12 protein-coding genes, 1 tRNA gene and 2 pseudogenes are annotated in these 17,387 nt (G+C 64.9%); 4 read left to right on the top strand and 11 right to left on the bottom strand.

The features are described from left to right. Nucleotides 1-87: 87 nt before the first annotated feature. The gene (locus ACOZ35_RS11345; RefSeq protein WP_424013693.1) at nt 88-1,392 is read left to right on the top strand and encodes an O-acetylhomoserine aminocarboxypropyltransferase/cysteine synthase family protein; all 1,305 of its coding nucleotides are present in this window, start codon (nt 88-90) and stop codon (nt 1,390-1,392) included. Between the two features lie 260 nt (nt 1,393-1,652). Here the strand turns inward: ACOZ35_RS11345 and ACOZ35_RS11340 are convergent, their stop codons facing one another. Further along, the gene (locus tag ACOZ35_RS11340) at nt 1,653-2,462 is read right to left on the bottom strand and encodes a hypothetical protein (protein ID WP_424013692.1); all 810 of its coding nucleotides are present in this window, start codon (nt 2,460-2,462) and stop codon (nt 1,653-1,655) included. A 462-nt stretch (nt 2,463-2,924) separates the two neighbouring features. On the opposite strand from ACOZ35_RS11340, the gene ACOZ35_RS11335 reads away from it, so the two are divergent. Then, on the top strand, nt 2,925-4,169 hold the full coding sequence (locus ACOZ35_RS11335) for an inorganic phosphate transporter (RefSeq protein ID WP_050033937.1): 1,245 nt from the start codon (nt 2,925-2,927) through the stop codon (nt 4,167-4,169). Between the two features lie 108 nt (nt 4,170-4,277). Here the strand turns inward: ACOZ35_RS11335 and ACOZ35_RS11330 are convergent, their stop codons facing one another. The 8 genes and pseudogenes from ACOZ35_RS11330 to ACOZ35_RS11295 all read right to left on the bottom strand — a co-directional run. Next, nucleotides 4,278-5,417: an aminopeptidase gene (locus ACOZ35_RS11330; protein WP_424013691.1), complete on the bottom strand. Its 1,140-nt coding sequence runs from the start codon at nt 5,415-5,417 to the stop codon at nt 4,278-4,280. Nucleotides 5,418-5,545: 128 nt separating this feature from the next. Next, nucleotides 5,546-6,826 carry an RNA-guided endonuclease InsQ/TnpB family protein gene (locus tag ACOZ35_RS11325; protein WP_424013690.1) on the bottom strand — a complete coding sequence of 427 codons (1,281 nt, stop codon included), beginning with the start codon at nt 6,824-6,826 and terminating at the stop codon, nt 5,546-5,548. A 204-nt stretch (nt 6,827-7,030) separates the two neighbouring features. After that, a complete protein-coding gene (locus ACOZ35_RS11320; protein WP_424013689.1) occupies nt 7,031-7,843 on the bottom strand; it encodes a hypothetical protein in 813 nt (270 codons plus the stop codon). A 94-nt stretch (nt 7,844-7,937) separates the two neighbouring features. Then, nucleotides 7,938-8,420 carry a hypothetical protein gene (locus ACOZ35_RS11315; RefSeq protein WP_424013688.1) on the bottom strand — a complete coding sequence of 161 codons (483 nt, stop codon included), beginning with the start codon at nt 8,418-8,420 and terminating at the stop codon, nt 7,938-7,940. Nucleotides 8,421-8,488: 68 nt separating this feature from the next. Next, entirely contained in the window at nt 8,489-10,288 is a 1,800-nt protein-coding gene (gene pepF, locus ACOZ35_RS11310; protein WP_424013687.1) for an oligoendopeptidase F, read from the bottom strand. Nucleotides 10,289-10,378: 90 nt separating this feature from the next. Then, nucleotides 10,379-10,885 (bottom strand): ribosomal protein S18-alanine N-acetyltransferase, encoded by a 507-nt coding sequence (rimI, locus tag ACOZ35_RS11305; protein WP_424013686.1) that lies wholly within the window; start codon nt 10,883-10,885, stop codon nt 10,379-10,381. 107 nt (nt 10,886-10,992) lie between these two features. Then, on the bottom strand, nt 10,993-12,735 hold the full coding sequence (locus tag ACOZ35_RS11300; protein WP_424013685.1) for a PAS domain-containing protein: 1,743 nt from the start codon (nt 12,733-12,735) through the stop codon (nt 10,993-10,995). Between the two features lie 189 nt (nt 12,736-12,924). Beyond that, nucleotides 12,925-13,224 (bottom strand): annotated as a pseudogene (locus tag ACOZ35_RS11295) (DUF7436 family protein); the annotation flags it as partial. Here ACOZ35_RS11295 and ACOZ35_RS11290 point away from each other — a divergent pair. Further along, nucleotides 13,216-15,369 (top strand): annotated as a pseudogene (locus ACOZ35_RS11290) (efflux RND transporter permease subunit); the annotation flags it as partial. The pseudogenes ACOZ35_RS11295 and ACOZ35_RS11290 sit on opposite strands and share 9 nt — an antisense overlap. 11 nt (nt 15,370-15,380) lie before the next feature. Here ACOZ35_RS11290 and ACOZ35_RS11285 read toward each other — a convergent pair. Both ACOZ35_RS11285 and tnpA read right to left on the bottom strand, forming a co-directional pair. Continuing rightward, nucleotides 15,381-16,538 carry an RNA-guided endonuclease InsQ/TnpB family protein gene (locus ACOZ35_RS11285; protein WP_424013684.1) on the bottom strand — a complete coding sequence of 386 codons (1,158 nt, stop codon included), beginning with the start codon at nt 16,536-16,538 and terminating at the stop codon, nt 15,381-15,383. Beyond that, nucleotides 16,535-16,951 carry an IS200/IS605 family transposase gene (tnpA, locus tag ACOZ35_RS11280; RefSeq protein WP_424013683.1) on the bottom strand — a complete coding sequence of 139 codons (417 nt, stop codon included), beginning with the start codon at nt 16,949-16,951 and terminating at the stop codon, nt 16,535-16,537. The genes ACOZ35_RS11285 and tnpA overlap by 4 nt, the downstream gene beginning before the upstream one ends. Nucleotides 16,952-17,149: 198 nt before the next feature. Between tnpA and ACOZ35_RS11275 the strand changes: the two genes are divergently transcribed. Then, nucleotides 17,150-17,222, top strand: a tRNA-Arg gene (locus ACOZ35_RS11275). Nucleotides 17,223-17,387 lie beyond the last annotated feature (165 nt).

Here is a 17,387-nt window from a genome sequence, read left to right as displayed (position 1 = left end):
TCGGCGCCCTCACCTCGGTCTCCGAGATACCGGAAACGCCGGCACAGGCCGGCCGGCTTTAACTACGCAGCGGCGGAACGGGGATCTATGCCATCCGACGACGGAGACGACGCCCCGAAGTTCAGCACGCGAAGCGTCCACGCCGGCTCCGACCCCGACCCGACGACCGGCGCCCGCGCGACGCCCATCTACCAGACGACCGCCTACCAGTTCGACGACGCTGACCACGCGGCCGACCTGTTCGCCCTCGAAGAGGCCGGCAACGTCTACTCCCGGCTGATGAACCCGACCAACGCCGCCCTCGAAGAGCGGATCGCCTCGCTGGAGGGCGGCGTCGGCGCGGTCGCGACCGCCTCGGGCATGGCCGCGCTCGACGTGACGACGTTCCTGCTCGCCTCCGCGGGCGACAACATCGTCTCGTCGTCGGCGCTGTACGGCGGCACCTACACCTACCTCACCCACTCCGTCGAGCGCCGGGGCGTCTCGACGCGGTTCGTCGACCCGCTCGACTACGAGGGGTACGCCGAGGCCATCGACGAGGACACCGCCTACGTCCACCTCGAAACGATCGGGAACCCGGCGCTGGTCACGCCCGACATCGAACGGATCGCCGACATCGCGCACGACCACGGCGTCCCGCTGTTCGTCGACAACACGTTCGCGACCCCGTACCTCTGCCGGCCGCTCGAACACGGCGCCGACCTCGTCTGGGAGTCCACGACGAAGTGGCTCACCGGCAACGGCACAACCGTGGGCGGCGTCGTCGTCGACGGCGGCTCGTTCCCGTGGGCCGAGCACGCAGAGAAGTACCCCGAGATCGCGCAGGATAACCCCGCGTACCACGGGATCAACTTCGCCGAGCGGTTCGGCGACGCGGCGTTCACGTTCGCGGCGGTCACCCGCGGCCTGCGCGACCTGGGCGACCAGCAGTCGCCGTTCGACGCGTGGAACACGCTCCAGCAGACGGAGTCGCTCCCGCTGCGCATGGACCGCCACTGCGAGAACGCGGGCGTCGTCGCCGAGTACCTCGAGGGCCACGACGAGGTCGCGTGGGTGAACTACCCCGGCTTAGAGAGCCACGAGACCCACGAGGAGGCCAGCGAGTACCTGGAGGGCGGCTACGGCGGCATGCTCACCTTCGGGCTGGAGGCGGGCTACGAGGCCGCGCGGGCGACCGTCGAGGAGGCGGACCTCGCCTCGCTCGTCGCGAACGTCGGCGACTCGAAGACGCTCGTCATCCACCCGGCGTCGACGACCCACCAGCAGCTGACGGACGAGGAGAAGGAGGCCGCCGGCGTCACCGACGACATGGTGCGCCTGTCGGTCGGCATCGAGGACCCCGCGGACATCGTCGCCGACCTAGAGGCCGCCATCGAGGCGGCGACCGAGTAGTTGCGATCCGGCCGTTTCCGACGGTTTGGTTTTGTTGAAATCATCGGGGACTGATAGAACCTCTGTGCGAGATACAGAGGATGTAGTCAGCACGGGGACTGCGTTATTTTCTCAAAACGGATCCTGAATTAGCCGATAGAACGTGCCTGCGAATCGACTATTTTACGACGAAATTAACACGTTGATAGTATCCACGAAGATATTGAGATCACAGTGGGACTGTCTACATTTTCTCACTAAGTATGGTATCATCTCTAAGCTCACTCCGGCGGACGACATTCGACCAGCGTTCCGTCCCGTGGCGCTCCGTCTTCTTCGTCGTTCCGCCAAACGACGTTCTCTGTAACATAGTAATGTGCGGAGCCTTTCCACAAACCAACACCTCCTCCCTTCCATTTAGCGATCAACACGACTAGTGTTCCATCGACGTCGAAGTATGCTACTCTATTATCTTCAGAAGATGATTTTGTTGGAAGGTTTCCTACCAGATCGGCATATCGTTCAATCTCTGAGGTTGAAGTGACTCTCGTTGTTTGGGCACCTGGGTCTGCGGCGCGCTTTAGTGTTGCTCGGAGTCGCTGATCCATGATTTCATCAATTGGGATAAAATCGGGATCTTCTAGCAATGAGTCTTCAGGAACATAAGGATCGTCTGGGTATTTTGGCGTTCCATCGGGGTTAGCTTCAACCGCAGTTAGTTTTAGTACATGATGCTCAACGCTTCCACGGCTGTTGACGGTTATTCGAAATCCACCAGTCAAATACGGTGAGAATCCACGAAAGAACCTCGATACCCCTTGATTTAGTTGTATATCGATATTGAAAGCGACGAACTCTGAATCGCCTTGTTCTTGCTCGGACAGATATGCTTCCTCGTATTCTGTGACAAACTCTGCTGCGGACTCCGTGGTGAGATCCCGTGGCCACCCAACATCGAGATCCTGTGATGTGGGGCACTGATCTGGTAATTCATCCTCATCCTGTGCGTCCGGGTTGGTGATACTTGTACAGCCAGCGAGCCCAACACTAGCGAGAGCCGCTAACACTGTACGGCGGGTGTGAGAAACCATAGACAGCGAGTTCCAGTCAAGAGGTAAGTGTCTTGTTGAAACAATTTCTGCGTATCTTAAACATTAAAAGCGAGACACTCTGTACTGACCGATCACTCTCTCCCGTAGATTGGCCTCAGTTCGTGACACATTCGCGCCCTGTATTCAGCAGCTCTCGAACGAACTCCCTCTTATTTGTCAGAACCGACGTGACCGATACAGAGGCTGTAGTCAACAGACAGACGTCCCGATCTGTCCTGAACGCAAATCGGCTTTCAGACATCGAGCCGTTGATAGCTAGTTTACTGTGTTGTTCATCGGGAGAATGACCACAGCCGGCGCGGTCGGAGTGATCACGGGAGATATTGTCGGTATCGGCACCCGAATGCTACTGTGTCTGTGTTCAGCGCAGAACGTGAACTGGCAGTTGGAACGACCCTCAAAGGTACTAAACCGGTGTCTGACAATATCTATCCTATTACGATGGTGATGATACTGACTGCTGTCGGTATTGTTGTCGCCGCATTCGTTGGGTTCAACATTGGCGGATCGTCCACAGGGGTAGCATTCGGCCCTGCAGTCGGCTCGCGCCTCGTTCGAAAGACGACTGCAGGGGCGTTGTTCGTTGGCTTCGCCTTTCTCGGAGCGTGGACTGTGGGTCGGAACGTTATCGAAACGATGAGCAGCAGTATCGTGCCGGCGATCCAGTTCACGCCCGTTGCCAGTATCATCGTTCTGTTTTTCACCGGCGCGTCGCTGTTGATATCGAACCTCTACGGGGTCCCAGCGTCAACGTCGATGACTGCCGTGGGCGCCATCGTCGGATTGGGACTCGCAACCGGGACTCTCAATCAGGCGTTGATGTTCGTTATCGTCTCCGCCTGGATCGTCTCCCCACTGGTGTGTCTGACTCTCGGAGTCGTTATCGGCCGCTACGTTTACCCGTATCTCGACCGCTACGTCGCGTTCACCACGTTCAACCTCCAGTTCATCCAATTCGACCGATCGAGCACGGTTCCACGGCCGTTCATCAATCCGAACGCATCACCACAGGACATTGTCGGGTCGCTGTTGGTCGTCCTCATCGGCTGTTATATGGCGTTCTCGGCCGGGGCGTCGAACGCCGCGAACGCCGTCGCTCCCCTCGTCGGTCAGGGTGGCTCGCTCACCGTGAATCAGGGTGTCCTCCTCGCGGTGGGGGCCTTCGCGTTGGGTAGTTTCACCATCGCTCGCCGCACGCTCGAAACGGTCGGGGACGACATCACGGAGCTCCCCATTCTCGCCTCACTGATCGTTTCCGTGATCGGTGGAACGGTCATCACCGCTCTCTCGTCGTTCGGGATTCCAGCGAGTCTCGCCGTCAGCACGACGTCAACGATCATCGGCCTCGGATGGGGGCGAGCGAGTCGCATATCGACACTGGCAGAGTTAGTGACGCCGACCCCTGACCGACCGGATGTCGCGGTCTCGACCGGCGCACTGGTCACGTCACGCGCCGAGGACGCCCCTGCCGGCCCGACTATCGGGGACGTTGCCCGAGGCGAGGAATCGGCCGAGAAACCGGATGAAACCCCGAATATTCCAGACATCGGTGCCGAGGGACCGGCAGACATCGACCAGCGAAGCCTCTTCGACCCGGCGGCGGCCAAGCGTATCGTGACGATGTGGGTATTGACGCCGTCGCTGGCGATCATCGGCTCATACCCGGTGTTCGCATTCCTGCTATGAGCCGTACGCGCCCTGTATTTAGCACGCCTCTAAGAACATATCTCCAGTTGAGGATTTCAACAGCGCCGACGGTCCCGCTTTCTCTCGCCGAGCTATCGTCTTCCCGACCTACCCCTCGAACCCCTCTTCCCACCGGAACGTCCCGTTCCGCTGGACGACCTCGCCGTCGACCTCCATCCGGGAGTCGGCGCTCACGTCGGTGATCATGTCGACGTGGACCGCGCTGTCGTTGCCGGACTCGCCTTCGGGGAGACAGGCGTCGTAGGCGCGGCCGACCGCGAGGTGGACGGTGTCGCCCATCTTCTCGTCGAAGAGGATCGAGTCGGTGAACCGGTCGATGCCGCGGTTCATCCCGATGCCGAGCTCGCCCAGCCGGCGGGCGCCGTCGTCGGTGTCGAGGATGTCCCCGAGCGCGCCCTCGCCGGATTCGGCGGCGAAGTCGACGACCTCGCCGTCCTCGAAGACGAGGTGGACGTTCCGGACGCGCGTCGCGTCGATGGTCATCGGCACGTCGAAGAAGACCTCTCCCTCCGTGTCGTAGGGGGCGGTGAACACCTCACCAGAGGGGAGGTTGTGGGAGTCGTACACGACGGAGGCGGCGGAGTTCACCGCGGTGCGGCCCGCGATCGACATCGTCACGTCGGTGTCGGGGGCGCCGTCGCGCTCGGTGACGATCCGGACCTCCTCGCCGGCGTCGAGGATATCTTTCATCTGCGCCATCTCCTCGGCGAGCGACTCCCAGTCGCGGAGGACCGCGTCGTAGACGAACTCTTGATACTCCTCGTAGGCCATCCCGGCCTGCTGGGCGAGCGAGCGGGTGGGGTGGACCGTCGACACCCAGTCGGTGTCCATTCGGGCCTCGCGGACGCCCTGCCGGGCCTTCGCGTACGCCTGTCGCGTCGGGCGGTCGACGTCGGCGGTCGCGGTGGTGTTGCGCCCGCCGCCGATCCGGAGGTAGGCGTCGGCCGCCTCGAAGATCGCGCGGTCGACGGCGGGGTCGGAATCGAAGTCGTCGGCGTCGACCGCGGCGTCGGTTCCGGCCTCGACGCCTTTTAAATAGGCGCGGGAGAGTTCATCGGAGCCGTACAGCGTCGTGACGTTCGCCCCGCGTTCGCCGAGCGCCTCGGCGACCGCGACGCCCAGCTCGTGGGCGTCCTCCGCGACGCTGACGACGACGTCGTCGCCGGCCTCGACCCGCGCGCTCCAGTCGACGAGCACCTCGGCGTGTTCTCGTACGCGTTCGTCCATTATTGGGTGTGTTGCGGGGGAGCGGTAAATCGGTGCCGGGACGGTCGAACCGGTCCCCTTGACATCCTCCCCGCGCTGAAGCGCGAGGATTCCCACGGCACCGCACCGCTGGGTTGGGATATTGTGGTTTACGACGTAACCTGTTCTTGAGGCGCGAACGCGCCAGTTTCCTTGTCAAACAAGAACGTCGATGGCTGTGCCAACCAGCCGTTACTCCTATTCACCGAGAGATTCGGTGAACTCGGAGATACTTTCTGCCGAATGTTCTCAGCCCCGTTCACATCCGCATTCGCCACTGTACCGCACTCATCGCAGACATACAGTCCGCGTTCAACACGGTTCGCGTCACGCTTCCGGCCACAGCACGAGCACGACTTCGAGGTATCCCGCTCAGACACTTGCTCAACCGTGATGCCTTCCATCTCGGCTTTGTATTCGAGGAGGTCGGTGAATCGGTCGAACGCCCACGAGTGTAGGTCAAGATTGCCGTGTTTCCCCCAGTCCTTTGACTCGCCGTTCTCCTCATCCTCACGGACGCCGGAGAGATCGCCCACCACAATCGTTCCAATTTCCTCGTCAACACACCGCTGGACGATATGCTTCGAGAGGGTGTGGAAGTAGTGGGTGCGGCGGGCTGACTTCTTCTGGTTCAGCCGAGTGGTCTGCTCGGAGCCCGAGTCGTCACACCGAGCGATTCGCTTGCTGAAGTAGTAGTCGTCTTGTTTCAAGCAGTTAAGCGGGTACAGCTCGCTGTGACCGTCTTCATAGGCGAGCGCGGCGAAGTTGTTGATCCCGAGATCAACACCGACCGTCTTCTCACCGGGGGCTTCATCCACGTCCATTTCGACCTTACAGACGAAGTGTAGTTCCCACTCGTCGCCCGTCCAGACAATCTTGACTTGTTGGACGTTCTCCACGGTGGAGAGGTCAACGTCGGGGCGAGTCTGGTATTTACACAGGACAAAATCTGACCAATACTCTTTCAGGTTTGATCCCTGTGAGAGTCGGACTCGGTTGTACTGGGTGTCGAGTTTGAACCCTTTCTGCTTGAATGTGACTGTGGAACGCGGGTGTTCGTCGCCGTGTTTGTGGTAGCCGGGCGGGTTCGCTTTCGTATCTCCGTTTTGTCGTTTGCCGTACCAGCCATTGAACGCCTCAGCGAGTTCTTGAAGTACTCGCTGACTTGACTGAGAATGTAGGTCATCATAGCGTTCGTGGCTTTTGAGGTACGTGGTGAGTTCGTTGTGGTTCGGGATGTGATCGATTTCATCCCAGATCCGACTACACGTCCACCGTCCGACGTTCCAGAGTTTCGAGGCGGCGAACCCGAGCGAATCAAGGTCGTCTTGCACCCGCGACTGGTTCCGTATGGAAGCAGTGTAAGTGCGGGTAACGACCTGTTTCGCCATACGTAACCTATGTAGATAATATTACTTGAATGTGTGTATTGGAGCAGCGTGGAATATCCAGCCGTGCCATCGAACGGTGGAGTGTGAAAGGAAGTGTCGGATTCATCCCCGCGCTAAAGCGCGAGGCTTTCTCCTCGATTCTCCGTAAACGGGGCCGCGAAGGGTCCGCGGAGCCGCCGCCGGTCGAGACCGGTCCGCATGCCGTCAGATCAACACCTCGGAGTCGGTGAGGAGGGTCCGCTTCGCTCGCTTGGCTTCCGGTCCCTCCGAAACGATACCGGGTGTGGTGGCCGGCTCATCGAATCGGTCCGGGTCCGGAGAGCGGGAGTCGAGCAGCTCTGCGAACGTCGGCCCCCGCCGTCCGGTGAGATGGATAAAACCGCCGTAACGCCGTTGTTCGATCGGAGTCGTGTCCGGGTCCGGGAACGCCTCACGGATACAGCCGACGCTCTCGCGGAGGTACTCCGCGGCCTCGTGCTGGGAGTACTGGCTGTCCGCGTAGTACTGTTCCCGACCGCGATCCGTGAGGTCCGCGTCCGCGAGCGCGGCGGACTCGTACCGAACCGCGTCCGCGCCGATCTCACCGCTGAGGAAACTGAGATTCACCGTGAAACTGTCGGGGTACCGCAGGATCAACAGAAAGAAGATCTGGTCGTCGACGGTGTAGCGCTCCTGTAAGCGGTAGTAACACTCTAGGTAGTACGCCGCGAGCGCCCCGATCCAGTCGTCGCGTTCCCCGTCGAGATAGGCGGTCGCGACGTCGTAGTACTCCTCGCCGGCGACCTGCTGGAGGCGGTGCTCGAAGCTCCGTCGCATCTCCTCTAGCTCGTCCTCGTACACCTCCGTCAGCGGGACGTCCGGGTCGTCGAGCAGCCGGCTCTTTCGCTCGCCGGCGTCCGCGATTCGACTCATGTTCTCGTGGAGGTCCCGCTCCGCCTCCGCGTCGGGGAGGGGAATTCGGACCGCCTGTCGGCGCAGCATGTCCGCTCCGTCGTCCACCCGGTCGTGCCACTCCATGCCGTCGCCATCGGGACAGGAAGGTATTAAAATCGGCCGGTGGGCGGCGTCGCGTCCCGGTCGAGCGGGCGGTCGCACCTTCCCACCGCGGTCGTCACCCGAACTCCCGGTGAACGGTCGCAAGGAGGCCGACAGCGAGCAGCCCGACGCCGACGAGCCCGCTTCCCAGCTTCGCCAGTCCGAACGGCGGGGTCCGGTCGAGTCGCTCGCGGGAGTACTCCCCGAGGACCCTGTACGACTGCCCGTCGACGCGTAGATTGTCGACCCCGGCGAGGCGGTCCGCGCAGTTCGCGTCGCCGAGCGTCCATCGTCCGGAGACAGAGGTGCGTTCGATCAGGAGGTCGACGGACGCGGGAGCGATCCGATACCCTCGGATTGAGACGTTGCGCCCGTCCGCGAGGGCGACGGCGGCGTCGGCGCATCTCGCGGGGAGATCGGTGGCGTTCATGATCGAGTGCGAGCCGGGACTGGCGGGCGTTCCCGCCCGGAGCGACGCCTGCCAGCCAACGACGCTCACGTCCGCGACGAAGAGGAGGACGAGGAGGGCGCCCGGCACGACGAGGAGCCGACGGTCCATTGCGGCGGGCAGGTAGTTCCGAGCGAAATATAGGCTTTGTGCGACCCGTTTGCGTGCTCGCGGCGACGTTACTCTAAGTCGAGCAGCGTCGCGATCTCGTCGAGGTACTCGTCGTAGACGCTGACGGCGGACTCGATCGGGTCGGGCGACGCCATATCGATGCCGGCGAGTTCGACGACGTCGAGCGGGTAGTCGGAACCGCCGGCCTTCAGCATCTCGCGGTAGTCGGCGGCCGCGGACTCGCCCTCGTCGAGGACGCGCTCGACGATGGCGGCCGCGGCGGAGATGCCGGTCGCGTACTGGTAGACGTAGAAGTCGTAGTAGAAGTGGGGGATGCGCTGCCACTCGCGCTCGATGCCGCCGGTCAGCTCGGCGGGCGCGTAGTAGTCGCCCTTCAGGTCGCCGTACAGCTCGTCGAACGCATCGGGGGTGAGCGCGTCGCCGGCCTCCACGCGCTCGTGAATCTGCTGTTCGAACGTCGCGAACATCGTCTGGCGGAAGAGGGTCGAGCGGAAGCGTTCGAGGTACTCGTCGAGGACGTGCGTCCGGAGCTCGTCGTCCTCGACCGTGTCGAGGAGGTGGTGGGTGAGCAGCGTCTCGTTGACGGTGGAGGCGATCTCCGCGACGAAGATCTCGTAGCTCGCGTCGTGCCACGGCTGGGCGTCGCCCGCCAGCTCGGAGTGCATCGAGTGACCCAGTTCGTGGGCCAGCGTGAACATCGAGGCGATGTCGTCCTGGTAGTTCATCATGATGTACGGCTGGGTGTCGTACGTGCCCGAGGAGAACGCGCCCGAGCGCTTCCCGCGGTTCTCGTACACGTCGACCCACCGCGAGTCGAGCCCCTCGGCCAGCCGCTCCTGGTACGCGTCGCCGAGCGGCGCGACCGCCTCGATCACCCACTCGCGGGCCTGCTCGTACTCCACGTCCGGCCCCTGGTCGCCCGTCAGCGACATGTAGAGGTCGTGGCTCTGTAGCTGGTCGACGCCGAGCGCCGCCTCCTTCAGCTCCGCGTGGCGGTGGAGCACGTCGAGGTTGTCGTCGACCGTGTCGACGAGGGTGTCGTACACCTCGACGGGGACGTTCGAGTCGTCGAGCGCAGCGGCGCGCGCGGAGTCGTAGTCGCGGATCTCGGCGCTCGTGACGTGCTCGCGGACGGCCTTCTCAAGGGAGGTGCCGACCGTGTTGCGGACGTCTTCCCACTCGTCGTAGAACGTCTCGTGGACGCGCTCGCGGAACTCGCGGTCCGGGTTCGTCTGGAGCTTCGTGAAGTTCGCCTGCGTGATCTCGACCTCCTCCCCGTCGGGGTCCTCGACGACGCCGTAGGTCATGTCGGCGTTCGTCAGCATCGAGTAGATCTCGCTCGGCGCGTCGGTGACCTCTGAGAGGTCCGCCAGCACCTCCTCGACCTCGCTCGACCGCGTGTGCGGCTTCTTTCGCAGGACGTCGTCGAGGTAGTGCTCGTACTCGGCGAGGGCGGGCTCGTCGTCGAGGAAGGCCTCCACGTCCGCCTCGGTCAGCGACTGGATCTCCGGTTCGAGGTAGGAGACCGCGCTCGACGCCTCGGAGCCCAGCGACGACGCCTTCGCGGACATCGCCTGGTACTCCTGATTTCGCGTGTCCTCGGCGCTGCGCAGGCGGGCGTAGGTCATCACCTGCTGGAGCTCGCGGAAGATCTCCTCGCGCAGTTCGAGCAGTTCGAGGAGGGTCGCGGCGTCCTTGGTCGCGCGCCCCTCGTAGGCGGCCAGTTCGTCGATCCGGTCGGCGACCGTCTCGTAGGCCGACTCCCACGCCTCGTCGTCGGCGTAGATGCCGTCGAGGTCCCACTTGTACTCGGCGTCGATCTCTGACCGCTCGGGAACCGAACTCATACCGATCGGGTCGGCCTCGCGCACACTAAGCCTTGGCAAACCCCGCGCGGCGGGCCGATAGGCGTGGGAACCGACACCGCCCGTGACGTGTCACCGCGACTCACTTCGCCCGCGGCCGCTCCCGTCTTCCCCATCGGTCCAGGCCGCGAGGTCGACGACGAGCACGAGCGCGTCCTCGCCGTCGGGGTAGTAGCCGCCGACCCGCCGGATCGGGTCGAATCCCTCGTCGGCGTACAGCGACCGCGCGGGGTCGTTCCCCTCGCGCACCTCCAGCCGGGCGACCGCCACCCCCGTCGCGCGGAGCCGGGCCAGCGCCGACCGGAGGAGGGTCCGGCCGATCCCCTCACCGCGGGCGTCGGGGTGGACGGCCAGGTCCTTGACGTGGCCGATGTCGCGGCCGTGGTTCGGCGTCCGGTCGGCGACGACGAACCCGACGACCGCGCCCGCTCGCTCCGCCACGAGGAACGCCGGCTCGTCCAGCAGCCGCTCGAAGGCGTCGTGCGGCCACGGGTCCGAGAAGCAGGCGCGCTCGATCCGGACCACCGCGAGGAGGTCGGCGCGCTCGGCCCGCCGGATCGTGACGTCGGCGACGTTCACGGTCCGGCTTGCCGGCCGCGGGGAATAAACGCGCCGGGTCGGGTCAGGGGCGGGTCGGCGGAGATCCGCGGCGGCGACGCGCAGCCTCCCTCACGCGTCGGGCCCCCTCACGTCTCGATCCAGGGCTCGTCCGGGTCGCCGTCGGCGGGGTCGGGAGCGCACACCTCGAAGCAGGCGCCGTCCGGCGGTCGGAGCCGCCGCCCGTCGGCGAGGTCGACGGGGCCGTCCGCGGGCGCTCGCAGCTCCACGCGCCACCCGTGCGACTCAATGACTTCGCGGACGATGTCGAGCCCGTACCCCGTCCCGTCCGCTCGGGTAGTGAACCCCGACTCGAACACCGACTCCCGGTGGTCGGGGTCGACTCCCGTCCCGTCGTCGGCGACGAGGAACCCCTCGTCGGTGGCGGTGACGAGGACGGTGAGGTCGTCGCCGTCGGACGAGTTGTCGTCGGACGAGTTGTCGTCGGACGAGTTGTCGCCGGTCGCGTCGTTGCCCGCCGGGTCGTCGCCCGACGCGTCGCCCTCGGACTCGTTCCCGCTCGCCCCGGACGCGTCCGGCGTCGCGTGTTCCGTCGCGTTGCGGAAGAGGTTCTCGAGGGCCTGTCGCATTCGGCCGCGGTCGCCGTACACCCGCGCGTCGCGGGCGACGACCAGCTCCGCGTCGTCGCCCCCGGCGGCGGTCTCCCAAGCGTCGCGGGCGACGCTCGCGAGGTCGAACTCCGTGGGCTCGTCCATCCCGGTCCCCTGTCGCGCGAGGGTGAGCAGCTCCGAGACGAGCTGATCGATTCGGTCGACGGCGCGCTCGCCGCGTTCGAGCGGCTCCGTCTCGCCGCGCAGCCGCGCCATCTCGATGGAGCCGCGGATCACGGAGAGGGGGTTCCGCAGGTCGTGCGAGACGATGCTCGCGAAGCGGTCGAGCCGCTCGTTCCGGTCGGTGAGCCGCCGCTCGCGCGCCTTCCGCTCGCTGACGTCGCGGGAGTTGATGAGTAGCTCGCCGACGGGGCTGTCGGCCGGCAGCGACCGCGTGCGCGACTCCAGCCAGGCCCAGTCGCCGTCGGCGGTGCGGTAGCGGTACTCCAGCGTGGGCGCCGCGTCGGGCTCGTTGAGCGCGCGGTAGAACCGCTCGGTCACGCGGTCGCGGTCGTCCGGGTGGACGTAGCCGAGCGGGGAGCGCCCGACCGTCGACCCCTGCTCGTAGCCGAGCACCTCCTCGACGGAGGGGCTCTCGTAGACGACGAGGCCGTCGCCGTCGACGACGGTGACGAGGTCGCTGCCGTACTCGAGGAAGGCACGGTAGCGCTCCGGGAAGGTGCGGTCGGCGTCGACCCGCCGGACCGTGACGATCCGGCCGCCGAACTGCGGGGCGAGCTCCTCGTCGACGACGGACTCGACCCACGCGTACCCCCCGCTCGCGCGGCGGATGCGGTGGGTGACCGTCCGGCTCGTGGCGACCGCGGACAGCGCGTCGGCGACCGGCTCGCGGTCGCTCGGGTGGACGCGGTCGAGGAGGTCGCTCCCGACGAGCGCGCCGCGCTCGACGCCGACCACGTCGGGCACTGACGGCCCGGCGAACAACACCTCGCCGTCCACGGCGACGGCGAGCAGGAACCGGTCGGCCGCGGGGAGCCGCGCTTGCCCCTCAGCGGGCGTCGCGTCGAGGTCTCCCGACGCCCGGTCGGAGTCGGCGGGCGGAATCGGGGCCCGATCGGCGTCGGTGTATCCGTCCGATCGTCCCGTCCGCTCCGCGTCGGCGGTCGGCGCGTCGGCCGCGGCTCGGCCGTCGGTCTCGGAGGCGTCGCCCTCGTCGGCGCCGCGTCCCGGCGTCGACGTGTCGGATGGCCGGAGGGTCACAGTCAGTTCTACCGGCCGTACGGACGCGGGAGGATAAAACCGCACCCCGATGGAATCAACTCTGATAATCGAGGGCGGATAGACAACGGATCCGGGTCCGGCGCGGCCGTCGACGGTCGTAGTCCTCTCGCGGCTCGCGAGAGGCGGTTCCCGTGAGAGGTCGTCTCCGAGAGGCCGTTCCCGCGAGGGTCACACCTCGTCGACGACGGTCCCGTCCGCCCACGCGGCCTCGAAGCCGTCGCGCACGCGGGCGGCGAACCCGCGGTCGCGCAGGTCGAGCATGCCGAACAGTCGGTCTGGCGCGAGGGGGTCGGCGACCTCCAGGCACACCTCCTCGCCGTCGATGAGGTAGAAGTTCCCGTACGCGTCCTCCGTGATCCGCAGCTCGAAGGGCCCCTGCGCGATCGTCAGCGTCGCGCGGTCCTCGTCGACGGCGGCGCGGGCGTCGTCGAACACGCTCGGCGAGATCAGGACGGAGACGTCGACGCCGCGGCCGAGGACCCCGGCTTCGCGACGCTCCTCTCCGACGACTTCAACTCCGAGTCGGGAACGGCCTCCGCGTCGCTCGGCGTCGTCTCCCACTCGTTCCCGGCCTCGGCCGACACGCAGGCGATCCAGAGCGAGGCCCGCACGGTCGCCGAGGAGGCCCCGGGTGACATCACCGCGTTCGGCGGGGGGATAGTCGACGACGAGTTCGAGCGCGTCATCTTCGACTCGCTGTCGATCGTCGTGCCCGCGGCGCTCGCGGTCATCCTCGGCCTGCTGGCGTACGCCTACCGGGACCCCTTCGACTTCGTGCTCGGCGGGATCGCGCTGCTGATGACGGTCGTGTGGACGTTCGGCTTCACGGGGTACGCCGGGATCGCCTTCTCGGAGGTGTTGATCGCGGTGCCGGTCCTCCTCTTAGCGATCGGGATCGACTTCGGGATCCACACGGTGAACCGCTACCGCGAGGACCGCGCGGCGGGCGCGCCGCCGGAGACCGCGATGCGCGGCGCGCTCGGCCAGCTCGTGGTGGCGTACTCGATCATCGCCGGGACGACGATCATCGGCTTCCTCGCGAATCTCACCAGCTCGCTGCCCCCGCTCCGGGAGTTCGGCGTCGTCGCCGGGCTCGGCATCTGTTTCACCCTCGTCATCTTCGTCGGGTTCCTCCCGGCCGCGAAGCTGCTCGTCGACCGCTGGCGCGCCGAGCAGGACCTGCCGGAGTTCGGCTCGCGCCCGCTCGGCGCCGAGGAGTCAGCGCTCGGGCGCTTCCTCCCCCGACTGTCCGCGATCTCGCGGCCCGCGCCCGCGGTCTTCCTCGTCGTCGTCCTCCTGATCACCGCGGGCGCCGCGGGCTACGGCGCGGGCGTCGACACCACCTTCGAGGACGACGACTTCCTGCCGCCGAGCGAGGAGCCGGCGTACATCGACTACTTCCCCGGCCCGCTCCAGCCCGGCGAGTACACCGCGACGGAGACGATCAACTTCCTTTCCGACAACTTCGCCACGAGCGAGGACGACACGGTCACGATCTACGTGGAGCGGCGCATGACCAGCGACAGCGCCCTCCGCAGCCTCGCGCGCGCCGAGCGCGACCCGCCCGACTCGTTCGTCACGGTCGACGGCCGCGCCAGCGCCGAGAGCGTCCAGACCGCGATCGACGCCTACGCCGACGAGAATCCCGAGTTCGAGCAGCTCGTCGAGGAGTCCTCGCTCGACGACGGACGCCCGAACCGGAACCTCGACCGGATCTACGCCGAGCTGCGCGACTCGGGGTACGACGACTTCACCGGCGAGTACCTCGCGGACGACAGCCGGTCGACCCGGATCGTGTACGCCGTCGAGTCCGACGCCAGCGACGCCGAGATCACCGCCGACGCCCGGCGCGTGGCCGACCGCTACCGCGGCGACGCGACCGCGACCGGCCAGATCGTCGTGTTCCAGGCGGTCGCGGACACGATCTTCGACTCCGCCATCGTCTCGCTGGCGGCCGCGCTCGGGCTCTCCGCGGTGTTCCTCGTCATCCTGTTCTGGCTGCTGCTCGGCAGCCCGACGCTGGGGCTCGTCACGCTCGTCCCGGTGACGGTCGCCGTCGCGACGCTCACCGCCACGATGCGGCTCGCGGGCATCCCGTTCAACGCGATCACCGCGACGATCCTCGCGATCACCATCGGGCTCGGGGTGGACTACACCGTCCACGTCGCGCATCGCTTCCACGACGAGTACTCCCGCGGGGGCAACGTCGACGCCGCGGTGGTCACCACGCTCCGCGGCACCGGCGGCGCCCTCACCGGCACGTGGGCGACGACCGCGCTCGGCACGGGCGTGCTCGTCTTAGCCATCACGCCCATCCTCGGCCAGTTCGGGCTGCTCACGGCCGCCAGTATCACGCTCGCGTACCTGGCGTCCCTGATCGTGTTGCCCCCGGCGCTCGTCATCTGGGTCGCCGTCGTCGAGCGCCGCCCCGGACTGCTGTTCGTCGGCCGGCTCCTCGACGCCGCCGACGTGATCTCGACCGGCGAGGGCGACGCGACCGACCGAGCCCGCACCGACGGCGGCAGGGACGAGTCGGTCGGCGACGGCGCAGACGCCTTCGAATGGCAGACCGATCCCCGCCCGCCCGCCGAGGATCCGAGTCAGAAGCGGTGAACTACTCCTGCCTACTTCGCTCGCCTGACGGCTCGCTTCGTTGAGGCAGGGGCTTCCAAGTCGGCTCGCAAGCGTACCGTTGCAGAGGCTTGGTCAGCACCGCTCGGTTCGAGCGCAGGTTCACAGACTGCGCCGAGACTGGATAGCGGGCACGCGATGTCCTTACCCAGTCCTTTCTTTGCGATGTTCGTCGCACCGTTCTTGTCCGCATTGTCGTCTAACCCGCACTCATGGCACAGGTGTCGGCCTTGTCCCTTGCGGGTCGTCGCTTCCTGTTCGCCACACCGCCAACACGTTTGACTCGTCATATACTCGTTCACGGACTTCACCGCGATACCCGCGAACGTCGCCTTATACTCGATGTAGTTCTTGAGCGTATGGTGTGGCATCGAATGGAGCCGACGATTCATCTCCGCTCCGAGGTCTTGGTTCTGGATACCTTCGAGGTTCCCGACCACGATGAGCGCGTTGCGCTCTTTGGCTTCCTCCACGATAGCGCGAGAAATCTTGTGGAGGCGGTCGTTCACTCGGCGGTGTTCTTTCGCCCTGACCGACTGGAGCGTGTCGTAGGCTCCCTTCTCTTGGAGGCGAGTGCGAAGATTGTGATGGTGACGGCGGATACGGCGAATCTCTCGACCGTAGAACTCGGTGTTACGGGAAGGCAACGCCACCGACGTTGCCACCCATCGAATACCGAAGTCCACGCCGATAACACCGTCGTACTCCTCGCTAACTTCCACCTCTTGCCGAACCGTCAGGTGCGCGTAGTAGTCGCCGTCCTCTCGAACGATTTTTGAGTCCTTCACGTCGGCCTCGTCGGGGATCTCGTCGTGCGGTTGAATCGGGACGTTCACGCCACCCCAGACCTGTGAGACGGGGAGTTTCAGCCACCAGTCCGTCAGGTCGGTGTCGTGCTGTTCCACGTCCACGCCAACATCGAACACGTCGTTGCGGATGAACCACGGGTAGTCGTGGTCGTCGCGCAGGTTGTCGGTGTCCACGTAGGCGTCGGCGCATTGTTTCGTGGCCGAGTAGAGGTCGGCGTCTTCGTCACCACGAATGTATCGCTGGAACGCTTCGTACTCGTGGTTGATGGCGTCGAGTTTCGACTGCGTAAGGTCGTCGGTGAGGATTTTCGCCACGACCGTCTTCTCGGCAGTCTGTTTCATTCGTCGTCACGCTCCCGTTGGTTCTCGACGTATTCTTTCAGTACGTCCAGCGATACTTGTCCTGTGCTGATGAGGCAGTACGAGTCTGTCCAAAACGAGTCGCCCCGCAGTTTGTCCTCGATGTGGTCGGCATATTCGTTGCGGATGCGTCGAGCAGACGCGCCTTTGAGGACGTTGATGAATTTGGTAAGGTCGGTCGTGGGGGTGGCTTTGAACAGGAGGTGAACGTGGTCGCGGTCGGCTTCGAGGTTTTTGATTTCGACACCGTAGTTGTCAGCGAACCCGCTCACAACCTCGCGGAAGAAATCTCGGAGTTCTTTGTTGAACACCTCGCGTCGGTATTTCACGACGAGGACGAGGTGATAGTGTAGGGAGTATGTCGAGTGCGCTCCCGTATCGAGGTCGTATTCCATCGGGCTCACTTCTAATGTCAGGCTACTGCCATATAATTCTTTAGTTAGGGTATACAATTTTGCGGAGAACCTAATTTCGTGTCGGCTGTATCCCCGCCCTACTGTGCTACTCGGCCGCTTGGCTCACTGCGTTGCTCCTTGAAGACGAGGACTTAGTCTCGCAAAAGTTAAACACTCCCCGCGGGTACCGGCTCGTGAGGGCGCGTAGCTCAGCGGACAGAGCACTTGGTTCCGGACCAAGATGCCGCGGGTTCAAATCCCGTCGCGCCCGCTTACTCACGAACCGTTTCACGACTAATGCTAATTCTACCGTAGCGACTCGCTACGCGACGGAATCGGACGAATCGGTTCCGTCTAAACCCGGTCCTGAAATCGGGTTGAATACGGCACCGATCGCGACCCCTTCGAGTCGGGCGATCGACCCGACCAACTTCGG

The sequence above is a fragment of the Halorubrum xinjiangense genome (genome assembly GCF_049604745.1).
Lineage (GTDB): Archaea > Halobacteriota > Halobacteria > Halobacteriales > Haloferacaceae > Halorubrum > Halorubrum xinjiangense_A.
The sequence above is the reverse complement of the archived record's forward strand: the minus strand, read 5'-3'. Positions and strand labels throughout refer to the sequence as shown.